The organism is Paraliobacillus sp. JSM ZJ581 (genome assembly GCF_044383835.1).
Lineage (GTDB): Bacteria > Bacillota > Bacilli > Bacillales > Amphibacillaceae > Paraliobacillus.
The window spans coordinates 92,330-104,568 of sequence record NZ_JBISEP010000009.1 but is presented as its reverse complement, the minus strand read 5'-3'; the positions used below and the strand labels follow the sequence as shown (position 1 = coordinate 104,568).

11 protein-coding genes are annotated in these 12,239 nt (G+C 30.0%); 1 reads left to right on the top strand and 10 read right to left on the bottom strand.

Features of this window, described 5'->3' with window-relative positions; genetic code table 11:
- Positions 1 to 552: 552 nt before the first annotated feature.
- Positions 553 to 726 carry a transposase domain-containing protein gene (locus ACH6CY_RS07680; protein WP_374066747.1) on the top strand — a complete coding sequence of 58 codons (174 nt, stop codon included), beginning with the start codon at positions 553 to 555 and terminating at the stop codon, positions 724 to 726.
- A gap of 276 nt (positions 727 to 1,002) precedes the next feature.
- Here the strand turns inward: ACH6CY_RS07680 and ACH6CY_RS07675 are convergent, their stop codons facing one another.
- Genes ACH6CY_RS07675 through ACH6CY_RS07630 form a run of 10 tightly spaced genes read right to left on the bottom strand, consistent with a single transcriptional unit; the run spans position 1,003 to position 12,225 of the window.
- The gene (locus ACH6CY_RS07675) at positions 1,003 to 3,321 is read right to left on the bottom strand and encodes an ABC transporter permease (protein ID WP_374066746.1); all 2,319 of its coding nucleotides are present in this window, start codon (positions 3,319 to 3,321) and stop codon (positions 1,003 to 1,005) included.
- 13 nt (positions 3,322 to 3,334) lie between these two features.
- Positions 3,335 to 4,039, bottom strand: a complete 705-nt coding sequence (locus ACH6CY_RS07670; protein WP_374066745.1) for an ABC transporter ATP-binding protein — start codon at positions 4,037 to 4,039, stop codon at positions 3,335 to 3,337.
- A gap of 15 nt (positions 4,040 to 4,054) precedes the next feature.
- The gene (locus ACH6CY_RS07665) at positions 4,055 to 4,993 is read right to left on the bottom strand and encodes a PEP/pyruvate-binding domain-containing protein (RefSeq protein ID WP_374066744.1); all 939 of its coding nucleotides are present in this window, start codon (positions 4,991 to 4,993) and stop codon (positions 4,055 to 4,057) included.
- Positions 4,994 to 5,021: 28 nt separating this feature from the next.
- Positions 5,022 to 5,876, bottom strand: a complete 855-nt coding sequence (locus ACH6CY_RS07660) for a beta-ketoacyl synthase N-terminal-like domain-containing protein (RefSeq protein ID WP_374066743.1) — start codon at positions 5,874 to 5,876, stop codon at positions 5,022 to 5,024.
- Positions 5,869 to 6,810, bottom strand: a complete 942-nt coding sequence (locus ACH6CY_RS07655; RefSeq protein ID WP_374066742.1) for an ACP S-malonyltransferase — start codon at positions 6,808 to 6,810, stop codon at positions 5,869 to 5,871. The genes ACH6CY_RS07660 and ACH6CY_RS07655 overlap by 8 nt, the downstream gene beginning before the upstream one ends.
- 4 nt (positions 6,811 to 6,814) lie before the next feature.
- On the bottom strand, positions 6,815 to 7,987 hold the full coding sequence (locus ACH6CY_RS07650) for a beta-ketoacyl-[acyl-carrier-protein] synthase family protein (RefSeq protein WP_374066741.1): 1,173 nt from the start codon (positions 7,985 to 7,987) through the stop codon (positions 6,815 to 6,817).
- A gap of 18 nt (positions 7,988 to 8,005) precedes the next feature.
- The gene (locus tag ACH6CY_RS07645) at positions 8,006 to 8,497 is read right to left on the bottom strand and encodes a 4'-phosphopantetheinyl transferase family protein (protein ID WP_374066740.1); all 492 of its coding nucleotides are present in this window, start codon (positions 8,495 to 8,497) and stop codon (positions 8,006 to 8,008) included.
- Positions 8,490 to 10,454: a PEP-utilizing enzyme gene (locus ACH6CY_RS07640; RefSeq protein ID WP_374066739.1), complete on the bottom strand. Its 1,965-nt coding sequence runs from the start codon at positions 10,452 to 10,454 to the stop codon at positions 8,490 to 8,492. The genes ACH6CY_RS07645 and ACH6CY_RS07640 overlap by 8 nt, the downstream gene beginning before the upstream one ends.
- The gene (locus ACH6CY_RS07635; RefSeq protein WP_374066738.1) at positions 10,448 to 11,197 is read right to left on the bottom strand and encodes an SDR family oxidoreductase; all 750 of its coding nucleotides are present in this window, start codon (positions 11,195 to 11,197) and stop codon (positions 10,448 to 10,450) included. Before ACH6CY_RS07635 ends, ACH6CY_RS07640 begins: the two co-directional genes overlap by 7 nt.
- Positions 11,191 to 12,225, bottom strand: a complete 1,035-nt coding sequence (locus ACH6CY_RS07630) for a 3-oxoacyl-ACP synthase III family protein (protein WP_374066737.1) — start codon at positions 12,223 to 12,225, stop codon at positions 11,191 to 11,193. Before ACH6CY_RS07630 ends, ACH6CY_RS07635 begins: the two co-directional genes overlap by 7 nt.
- Positions 12,226 to 12,239 lie beyond the last annotated feature (14 nt).

Sequence of the window (12,239 nt, the reverse complement as noted above, 5' to 3'; positions counted from 1 at the left end):
GAAAAAGAGAATCCCACTAGAAAGCCGACATGAACGCTTTTTAGTGGGATTTTATATTTGACGGTGAATAATCTAGGACTAGATATATTTAATTTTTACTGGTGAACTCGTTAACTAATCAATCATTCTAGAAAGGTGTTTGAATATGGTATCTTTCACAGCAAAAGAAGCTACTCAGTTCTTTCGTACATACGAGCTTAAATGTGATTAAGAATTAGTCCAGGAATGGCTAAATCAGACAAAGAATAAATTTCATAATACTTCAGTCACTGAAGAACTTGTTTGGGCATTTACTGATTGGTGGAAACGGCAAGGTACAGCCTACGAAGATGGAATAGATGATAAAACCAAAATCGAAAGATTAATAAAGGAAATTCAAAGATTAGAAGAAGAAAATAGCAAGTTACGAAACGAGAAAGTATTCCTCGAAATGGAATTAGGCATTAGCCCATTTGATTGATTATCTGTAGTGAATACCGGTAGAGGAAAGACATGGATCATAAATTATTTGGTTCATGTCTTCCTTTTCACTGGTAAAGAGGTCCGCAAACAGTGGTAAGTTCGTTCGCAAAGACTGGTAAAAACAACCTTAATCCCTATGCCTATTTAAAATATTTATTTGAAGAACTTCCTAATGGAGATCTGACAAATCCTAATGAAATCCCAAAGTATCTATCTTGGTCAGACGCCTTACCAGAAGCTTGCCGAGTACCAAGTAAGAAGTAACCCAATCATAGACCTGAATGATAGGTGTGAGCTATTTGACGCTTACTTAAATAAGAATCTGTTTTATCCTATTTGATTTACGACCAATAATGTTTTACCATCCTCTCTTAATTGATAGAATACACGAGTAATTAAAATACAGAACATCTTTCTTTGCCTAATGCATGCGCTAAAAACCTTATCACCTCTACCCCATGTAAGAAAAGGAAGATAAAATCTTGATTTCATAATATCATAAAAAGTCCAACTGATTATTTCTCAGTTGGACAAAAATCTTTATTCTACTCCTTTCAATGATTCAACCATATCAATTTTTTTAATCTTTCTTTTTAAGAAAGCATTAGTGATAAACGTAGACACTAATGTTAACAAAAGTGCTATAGGTATACTCATCAAATTTAAGGAATGTGGGAAAGACATTTCATCTGATGCAATAAATTCACATAAAATAACATACATTGGGTAACTAATCAATATTCCAAACAAAGAAGAAAATAAAACAAGAAAAACATTTTCAACAAAAATAACTCGTTTTATTTCTTTTAATGTTAAACCTAATACTTTCTTCGTAGCAATATCTCTTCTCTTTTCAAAGATGTTAATAGAACTAATATTATATATAACTGTAAAGACAAGTATTATTGAAGCTCCAATCATAATTAGAACCAAAGAATCCATAGAACTTGAAGCATTTAGATATTCATTCTTTTGTGTTTCTTTAATAGTAACATGAGAGATTTGTGAATCATCCTCTAATGTTTCTTTTAAAGTATCTTCATCACTATTTGCCGTTAATTGTATACTCATGATAGGGTAATCTACATCATGGTTTTTTAATAACTCAAATGTTCCATAAAAACCTTGAGTAGTATAACTTACATATTTATCTATAACTTCCACATCAATTGATTTATTTTCAATTACTGGGGAATTCAAAACTAATTCAAGCATGTCTCCTTTTTCAATACCATGATCTTCAGCAAATTTTTCAGAGACATAAATCCCCTTATCGCTTAAAGTTATTTTCTCTCCGTTTGCATTATACAAATGGTTTGATTCTGTATCTTCATTAACTATATTCAAACCTGCATTTTCATTGTCATAACTCACCGGAGACGTACTAAATAAATCAGCTGTTTTAGCATTATCGAGATCTTCAAAGTCTCCTTCTTCTAGGGATGGTTCATTTAAAGTGGCTGTAATATCATAGCTTCGAAATGAATCAAATTCTGTATCAACTATATCTTCAAAAGCATATTTAATCCCTATTGAAGCTATCATAATACTCACACAAAAAATAATACCAATAGAACTCAACCAAAATCTTTTTTTATTCATAGAAATATTTCTAAATATCATTCTATAAGCATAAGGTATCCTGCCCCATATAAATTGGTTTCTCTCAACAATTGATTTTTTTGCTTTTTTTGGCGGTAAAGGTCTCATCCCCTGAGCAGGGATTTCTTTTAGTATTTTTCTACATGCTAATCTTGTTGCAATAGCACCAGCTGCCAAAGCAACAAGGAAACCAATAATTGATAAATGAATATATGAAGTTGTATTTAAAGTTGGAAATACAAATAAAACAGAAAGTGTAGAAATCAATATTTTAGGAAATAATAATACACCTATTGTCGTTCCAACAATTGTCCCTATAATAGCCGAAAACAAAGGGTATTGCAGAAAACTAACACTAATTTCTACGTTTGAAATACCAAATGCTCTCATTACTGATATTTGTTCTCTTTGATTCTCAATTTGTCTTGTCATACTTATAGAAGTTATGACAGCAGCCAAAGCTATAAAAATAATTGGTAAAATAATGCTTAAATTATTTACTGTTTCTAATTTACTTGAAACCATCTCGTAGCCTACTTCTTGTTCTTGAACAGTCGATTGAAGAAAAGTCGAAAACTCAGTTTCAACTTGGTTAATAAACTCACTATCATTAGTTCCTTCAGATAACTTAATGAGAGCTTGATTATAATTGATTCCAATTTCTTCAATAAAAAAGTCTTCATCCACTATCCCAACTGTATAACTGTTATGATTAGGGACAGGTATAGTATTATCATCTGTATAATACACATATTCTCCACTTTGAAAAACACCGGAAACAGTGAACTCATAATCAATCTTTTCATTTCCAATAGTTAAAGAAATCTTATCTCCAATTTTGATACCATTATTATTAACATATTCACTATCTAAAATGATTTGGTCACTATTTTCAGGATAATCTCCTTTCAATATCGTAGGGATATTTATAGATTGATTATCTGACTGGGATTGTAAGGTAATAGTATCATCAGAAGAGAGCCTTCCTTCAAAAATTGCTCTTCCCTGAACCTCTTCCACATCATTAAATTCTTGAATTGCATCAATATCTTCTCTCTCTAATTCCGTAAAGGAAACTGATACATCAGCTAAATTTGTCTCATCGTAATAATCATTAATAGATTTGTCGATGGTATTATAGGAATAAGTAAGACCAACGAAGAATGCAATTCCAACCGATATTACAAGAGAAATAGCTATAAATTGGCCAATATTTTCTAAGATGTCTTTCCTGAATTTTTTTATTAAAAATTTCATAAAAACCTATCACCTACCATTCGATATCATCAATATCTTTCTTGTGTTCATTCATGTAAATTTCTTCTATTTCTCCGCTCTTCACTTTAATGACTTTATCAGCCATATCTGCAATAGCTACATTATGTGTAATAACAATAACGGTTTTATCATATTCTTGATTTACTTCCGATAGAAGCTTTAAAACTTCTTTACCAGTTTTATAATCAAGAGCACCAGTAGGTTCATCGCACAACAATAAGGTCGGGTTTTTTGCAACGGCCCTCGCAATGGCTACTCGCTGTTGCTCACCTCCTGATAATTGTGCAGGAAAATTATTAAGTCGTTCCCCTAAGCCTACTCTTAATAATATTTCTTTTGCATCAAATTTATCATCATTATAAGAACTGGCAAATTGGACATTTTCTATAGCATTTAAATTAGGAATCAAATTATAAAATTGAAAGACAAATCCAATTTTATTCCTTCTAAAAAAAGTCAATTCTTTTTCGTTATATTTATTAATCGCTTCATCTTCAACCAAAATTGCACCTTCAGAAACAAAATCCATCCCACCTAGAAGATTCAGAACAGTAGTTTTTCCAGCTCCACTAGCCCCTAAAATAACAACAAATTCCCCCTTTTCAATACTGAAACTAACATCTTTTAAAGCTAAAATTTCTGTTTCTCCTGAAATATATCTTTTAAAAACATTTTCAAATTTAATAATTTTATTCATAATCATCCTCCATCATTACGTTGTAATTGGTCTAGTTTGTAAAACATAAATCTTTCCATCTGATAATGTCCATTCTATATCTTGAGGTTGACTATTATAATGTTGTTCTATCTTCTTACCAATATTCGTTATTTTTTTAATTTGTATATCGTTTAAAGACTGCTTCTCTCTTATATTTTTTGGCACCTCTTCTATTTGATTACCCACTCCATCTTTATAGATCATCATATTTTCTTTCGAACCAATAAAGTCATTAATAACTTCTTCTGATTCATAATCACAAACATATGTATCAGGAGTTACTTGCCCAGATGCAATCAATTCACCTAATCCATATGATGAATTTATGAGGAATTCATGTTTTTGATTTATTGGATTTTTGGTAAAAATAATACCTGAAACTTCACTATTAATCATTTCTTGTACCATGATTGCTATAGAAATATCGTTTTCTTCATTAATATGAATATTTTCCCTATATTTTATAGACTTTTCTGACCATAAAGATATCCAGCAATCAATTATCTTTGTTTCCAATTCTTTTAAACCAATAACATTTAAGTATGTTTCATGTTGTCCTGCAAAACTGGCTGAATTTAGATCTTCTAAAATTGCAGAAGATCTTACCGCAATCTTATGAAGATTTAAATCAGAGTATTTTTTAGATATCTCACTTCTAATATCTGGTGGAATACTAGCATTTCTAAAAAGCGAAGAAATAGTACTAGAATATTCCGTTAAATTAATTTTCTCGGATGAATATTTATTTTTTAATCTTTGAAGTTCACTAGCTAATTTATTGAAAGAGATAAATTTTTGATATGCTAATGTTGTAATACAAAAAGCTTTTGGAACATTTAAACCAAGTTGAATCAACTCATGTGTATTTTTGCACTTGCCACCTGACAAATTTATATCTTTACTTTTTACATCTTCAAGATTTAATGTATACATTTTTACCTCCTTAATTTTTTTAAAAATATTATTGTTTAACAAATTCGATATAAATATTAGAACCATTTTCCAACATTGAAAAGACTCCACCAGTAGTCATATTACTTTCATCTAAATTCCTTAGTAGTTGTTTTATATTTACAATAGATTGTAAACAACCTATATAGGTATCAGAGGATAAAATTGGATGATTCCCTATCAAATAACCATTTCCATATGTGTTTATTTTTTGATTTACCTCTTTTTCAAATAACATTTTTGAGCGCTTTGCAAGGGTATCATTACTAAAGAAATATTTATAATTGTTAATTTTATATTTATTTCTCATATTATTATCCTTAGTTAAAAGAAGCGCACCACCGCCTGTATTATAAGACAATTTATTTTGATGGTATAATTCTGCAAAAGACAACGCATTATATGAAATACAAGATTCACTTCCAACGATTATTACCGAATCGAGTTGTCCTTGTTGTATATAATCAATACCATTAATAATTGCTTCTAAGAAAGCTGTTACGCCAGTATTAATACAGTAATTTAATCCTTGAAGATTTAAATCGATAGATAAATTACTAGCTACCATATTTGGTAGTATATTTGGTAAAAATAGAGGAGAAATATTATTAGAACTGATATATTTTATGGTACCCTGCTCTTCTTCATCTATAGCTCCAAAACATGAAGCGTAAATAACCCCAGTATCTTTACCCATTATTGGTATATTTAAATTCTGTTTAAGCATTTGATCAATAACTAATTTTGCTATTTGCCCGTTTCTTGACATCCTTCTTCTGGCATGTTTAGGTAACTCAAGAATTTCGGATTCTTTTGGATCGGTTATAAACATAAAATTACTTAACATGACTTTTGTATTAATCATTTACTAATGCACCACATAATAAATCAACATTTTCAGAATTGTTTGTCAGATAAGTTGTAATTTTTTTCTTACTGATGTCTTTATTTAAATTTCTTAATGTGGAACTTGGACCAACCTCTATAAATTTATATACTTTATTACTTTTTATATAGTTTATTGACTGTTTCCAAAGTACAGGAGCACACATATGGTTTGATAAAATTTCAGCAAAATTATCTGTGCTTTTATAAGTATTTGCTGTGGAATTTTTAATAACTTTTCCATATTCAAAATTTCTATTCCAATTGATTGATTTTAATTCCTTATGAAACTTCTTACTTATTTCTCTATAAAAGTCAGTATGGAATGGACCTGAAACGTTTAATTTAGATACATCAAGTGCTCCATTTTTTATAAATCTATCTTTTAATAACTCTTCATCAAGGGTCTTACCAGATATCACCGTTTGTCTTTTACTATTATAATTTGAGATACTCATTGAATGGGTAGTCATCTCATTTAGAATTTGATTTATTTCATTAGGGTCCATACCTAATATGGCATACATACAGGTGCCTCTCTCAGAGAATTCCCCCATTAATTTTCCTCGTTTATAAACTAAAGATAATCCATCTTCCACTGTTAGTGCCCCGCTCAGCGTAAGCGCAGAAAACTCTCCTAATGATAAGCCTGCATAATAAGTGGGTTTAATATTAGAAGAAATTAATAAATCACCTAAGGCAACACTCATTGCATATGTTGCTATTTGGGCATTTTCTGTTTTTTTCAATTCAGTGTCAGAAAAAGTTGTTAATAAATTAATTAAATCTACTTCTGACAAAACAGAATCATAGTATTCAATCCTTTTGAGAAATTCTTTATTACCATTCATTAGATCTGTCCCCATCCCAGAATGTTGATCCCCTTGACCAGAGCATAAAAATGCGTATGACATAATATCACCTCTTTGTATATTTTTTTAGAATTAAAGATACATTTTGTCCTCCAAAAGCAAATGTATTACTCATAACATAAGATAATTCTTTTTTTACATTGTCATTATTTATTGTTATTCCACTACTCACTAATGGCTGACTAAGATTCACTGTAGCTGGAATTACTCCCTCTATTAACGAAATAGTAGAAATTATAGCCTCTATTATTCCACTAGCACCTAATAAATGTCCTGTAATACTTTTAGTGGAAGTCGCATAAAAATAATCTCGATTTTTTTTACAAGGAAACACTTGTTGCATCGCTTTCAATTCAGCGTCATCGTTAGAATTAGTACCTGTTCCATGTACATTCACATAAGAGATACTTTCAGGAGATAAATTGGCGTCAATTAGAGCATTATGCATAGCTTTTACAGCTCCTGTTCCTGTCTGATCCGGAGTAAGTATATTATAAGCGTCGCAACTCATTCCAACACCACTAATTTCAGAATATATTTTTTTGTTATTTTTTAACGCCAAACTTAAACTTTCTAAAATTAACACACCACATCCATCACTCATAACAAAACTATTACTCTCATTATCAAAAGGTTGCATTGCCAGGTGAGGAGAAGTATCTTTTGATAAAACACTTAGAGCATCAAAACTGGCTATTCCCATATTGTTGGAAACATTTTCTATGCCAACTACACATACCATATCCGATTTTCCATTTTTAATTAAATTGTATGCATTATTTAAAGCTACCGAAGAAGATGAACAAGCACTGGATATTACATTTATACGTCCATTTATTTGAAGTTTATTAATTGCTTCTTTTACTGTATCGTTTGAGTTGAAATATCTAGGTGAGTTATTAAATTTAGAAGATAGAGTTTCAAATTTTTTAATGATGTCACTATCGCCAATACTTGTGCCTAAAATAAAACTAATTACTTCCTCATTTCTATTAGGTAGTAAACATGGTGAAATTGCTTCCTGAATAGCATGTTCAATCATATTTTCATACCTATTAATCTCAGGTAAAGGGCTTGGAGTAGGTCCTGCCACTCTCTTAAATGATTCTTGATAATCAAAAAGCAATTTTTTTGTTATTACATTATGCCATAGTTCAATTAAGTTATCAGAACAAGAAACAACCGCCCCCATACCAGTAACAACAACTCTTTCACTCATTAAATCAACTCATTCCGTTCAAGTATATATATTTAACATTAGAATATTTTTTTCTCTATTTTGAATACAAACCGATAATACATGATTTTTATCAATCCACTTCGTGTAATACTGAATATCTTTTTCATTGGTTATCAATTCTAATTTTTTTGAATCTATTCCGACAGAATCAATACCATTCAACCCTTCACCAGTAAATTTCAAATAACTTTCAATTCTAGTCCATAATTTATAAAAATTTCTTTGAGACAAATCAGCATTACAAATACTCCTAATAAAATCTCGGTCCTTAACTTTTGTAATGCATTGTATGTCAATTCCTATATTTTTATGAGAAAGAGCAATTACAAACCATTTTCCTGAAGCAGAAATACTGATAAAACTTTTTTGTAGATATGGTTTTCCATATATAGAATATTTAATATCTTTTTCGTTAATTCCTATCTTTTTAAACATTTTTTCTTTGTTATTTTTTTCTTTGGTTATTCTAAAAAGAAATACCTCAATCATAGTCCAATAATATATTTCCTTCTTTAGCATCGAGTATTATTTTGTCACCATCTTTTAGCACTGTAGTGGCATCCTTGACATTTACTAACGTTGGAATATTATATTCTCTAGCAACAATTGCTGCATGAGATAATAATCCTCCAATTTCAGTTACAACCCCTTTTACTTTGGAAAAAATGGGACTCCAGCTAATATCCATGGTTTTAACAACAAGAATATCTTCTTTGTTTACATCTTTTACATTATTAATATCATGTACAATTCGAGCTGTACCTTTAACATATCCTTGACACGCTATCATACCAAGTATCTTCTTTTCAATAATTTTATTAGTTTGCTTTTTAGATTGATTTTTTAATGAATTATAACCATAAAACAACATCTTTCTTTCTTGAACTAAATCAATTAAATTATCTGGAATGATTTTCTTGTCTATTATTTTAGTTACTTCACTATAAGAAAGATAATAGAGATCATCACGATTTCGAGTGTAGCCTTTACTATTAAATCTAATTTCAATTTCTCTAAAAATTTTTTTCACTTCAGAGATAATATAGTATAAATAGTGTTTATTATTTTCTCTTAATATAGTCATATCTTTAATTTCCTGAATCAGATTCCTGTATGGCTTTAATTTCTTAGAAAGTGTTTTTTCTTGGATAGTAACATCTTTCCAATCTGTATAATATCTATCCACTATAAAGTTCAACAGTAAAGATGGGTCTTCTCCCCAAGTTCTTTCCATAACTTCTAATTCATTGCTTCCGCGATGTCCAAAGCGATCTATAAGCTTAGCCTTTATTAATTCAGCATATCTGTTTAAATTATTATGATTAAGCTTTTCAATCCAATTATCGCTTGATAAACAGTCTATAATTATTTCTCTCTCATCTGACTCTTTTATACTATGGACGATTTCTTTAATAACTTCCTTTAACTCTGCTATTTCAATCCCCTTAATATTTTCGAGTTCGCTTAACAATTCATCTTGATTATCTAATCCTTTTTTCTTTAACTTCCATCTTAAAATAGCGGTTTTTGTAAATACAGAAGAAGTTGCATCAGTATGAAGATACATATTTTTTCTTCCATAATTTATTAAAGAAGATACAGTGCTGCCAAGCTGTTCTAATGTCATCTCAGCATAATTATTCTGTTTCCAATCAATGTTTTTCAATGAGAATTCTTCCCATTTTTTTAATGAACTCTCTTTTAATGAATCATAGTGTTTCTTCCCTTTTTTTACTTGTTTATAATTTAGTAATAAACGAAGTATACTAATTTTTTCAGCTGATTTTCCTCTTCCTGTTCCAGCTGTGTCGCCACCAACTACCTCATCTAAATTAACAGAACCAACTTTGTTAATAAAATGGTTAACAACTCCGATATTGTAATACAACAACCCATTTTTTAATTTTATGAAAGAATATTCTTGAGACTCTTTAAAAAAAGAATAAAATCTAAACGTACCCTTTAATAAGTCATTTACTACATTTCCCCATAAAGACCAGCTTAATGGGGTTAGTACATGAGGAAATGCTTCTGCAACATTTCCTCGTGTCCAATTATCAAATTCTGATTCTTTACCCACATAGCTACAATCTGTTAAGTAAATATTATCTATATCGTAATTTAATATAGTTTTTAGAACCTCAATTTCCCCGTCAAATAATCCTAATTCACATTTTAACCTGCTGGAAGAATCTTCATTATATTTATTTACTATTTCAATAATTTTGCTATTCAATTTATCTGTCATTACTTCTTTGCTATTAGGATTAATCAATTTACAAATTGATGTTTCATTATTACAATTAAACCCTAGTAAGATATAAAAATTACTTTTCTTATCTGGGAAGTTTGTTATAACTTTATAAATTTTTTCATAGTGTGCTTTTTTCTCATTTATTTTTTCAAATCCAGTGCTAATAGTTTTTAATTCTGTACTGTTCAACATATAGAAGCTCCTCCATCAACATATATAGTTTGACCACATATACGATTAGCAAAAGGAGAAGTAAGTAACTCAACAACATCAGCTACTTCACTTGGTTCAATCAATTTTTTTTGAGGACATTTTTCTAAATAGCTATCTATTACTAATTTTTTATCAACAAAATAATTCAAAGCATCTGTATCAACAAGCCCACTTGATATGGCATTGACATTAATATTAGAATTTGCAAGTTCTACAGCAAGATACTTTGTCATATTCTCAATATACGCCTTACTTCCCCCAACTAATGAATAACCAGGTATATACTTATTACTCCCGCTACTTATGATATTAATAATATTTTTTCTTTCGTAAGGACTGTTTTTCATGAGTTTTACAGCGTTTACTGAAGTAAAAAATGTACCTCTTCCATTAACTGAAAAAGTCCAATCCCAATCTTTTCGTCGTACCTCTAACATATCTTTATGAACTCCTGTGGCTGCATTATTAACTAATAAATCTAAATACCCTTTTTCTTCTTCAATTTTCTTATACATATTTTTAATTTCCTTTTCATCTCCAAGATTTGCTCCTATTACGGAACACTTGTAACCTTTTTGACCAAAACTCTCTTTTAATTCTAAAGCTGCTCTTTCATTCATAAAATAATGCAAAAAAACGTAATATCCTTTTGCACCTAATCTTGAAACAATTGCTTTCCCAATACCTTTAGCGCTTCCGGTCACCAGAGCTACCTTTACCACTTTAATAACACACCTCCATATAACCATTTAGAAGCTTCTCCACCAATGATAGCTACTCTTGTTCCATTTGATAATTTCTGATCTGTATATAACTTATCTAGCACATGAAATAAAGAGGCAGTTGCACTATTCCCTTGTTCATGTACGATTGAAATAACCCTATCTGTTGGAAAGCCAACATTTTTTAATCGATCCATATCTGATTCAAGTAAAGAAGGGTTAGCTTGTGGGAATATAAAAAAGTCTATTTCTTCAGGTTTTGAATTGGTTAATTTTTGAATTTTTTCCAATGCTATTTTTGAAAGATTACTTCCATGTTTTCTAATTAATTTTGTTTTTTGTTTCCATTTATGCAAACCTTCTTGAATATTACTGTAGCTCCCTGGATAAACAGCTCCGCCCATTTCTAAAAAAATACCTTTTGGTATGTCGGCTCCGTTGCTACCAGCAAAAACGCATTCAATACCATTTTCATTTGATGCTTCGACAACCACTGCGCTTGCACTATCAGAAAACATTGCTATGTTTAACTGATCATCAATACTCTCTACATCTTGATTTTGAATATCTCTAGACCAATATGTGCTCATTAAATTACTGGTAGATACTAATGCCTTTTTAATTTTCCCGGTTAATATTTGGCTTAATGCAAAATCTAAGGCTTGAATAGCTCCTACACATCCCGAATGAATTTCAATTGCATTGCAATCATTAATTTTTAATTTTTCTTGTAAAATAGTTGCAGTAGTTGGCAAAGTATAATCCGAAACTGTCGAAGAAACGATTAATAAATCAATATCTTCTGCTTGTGTTTTACCGTTTTCCAAGGCTATTTTTGAAGCTTTTTCCAACATATCTGCTTGTGTTTCTTCTAAAAATAAAGTTTCTGGATTAGTAGCCCAATATCTATGCTTTATACCTAATTGCTCTAATAACCATTCATCAATTCCAAAAGTATCAACTAAATCTTGATTATTAATTTTATATTGAGGGTAATATCCTCCAGTAGATATGATCTTAGCTTTCATTTTAAAATCTCCTT

Coding starts and splice junctions, on each gene's coding strand:
- ACH6CY_RS07675 (WP_374066746.1), bottom strand. CDS start 3,321: ATGAAATTTTTAATAAAAAAATTCAGGAAAGACATCTTAGAAAATATT.
- ACH6CY_RS07670 (WP_374066745.1), bottom strand. CDS start 4,039: ATGAATAAAATTATTAAATTTGAAAATGTTTTTAAAAGATATATTTCA.
- ACH6CY_RS07665 (WP_374066744.1), bottom strand. CDS start 4,993: ATGTATACATTAAATCTTGAAGATGTAAAAAGTAAAGATATAAATTTG.
- ACH6CY_RS07660 (WP_374066743.1), bottom strand. CDS start 5,876: ATGATTAATACAAAAGTCATGTTAAGTAATTTTATGTTTATAACCGAT.
- ACH6CY_RS07655 (WP_374066742.1), bottom strand. CDS start 6,810: ATGTCATACGCATTTTTATGCTCTGGTCAAGGGGATCAACATTCTGGG.
- ACH6CY_RS07650 (WP_374066741.1), bottom strand. CDS start 7,987: ATGAGTGAAAGAGTTGTTGTTACTGGTATGGGGGCGGTTGTTTCTTGT.
- ACH6CY_RS07645 (WP_374066740.1), bottom strand. CDS start 8,497: ATGATTGAGGTATTTCTTTTTAGAATAACCAAAGAAAAAAATAACAAA.
- ACH6CY_RS07640 (WP_374066739.1), bottom strand. CDS start 10,454: ATGTTGAACAGTACAGAATTAAAAACTATTAGCACTGGATTTGAAAAA.
- ACH6CY_RS07630 (WP_374066737.1), bottom strand. CDS start 12,225: ATGAAAGCTAAGATCATATCTACTGGAGGATATTACCCTCAATATAAA.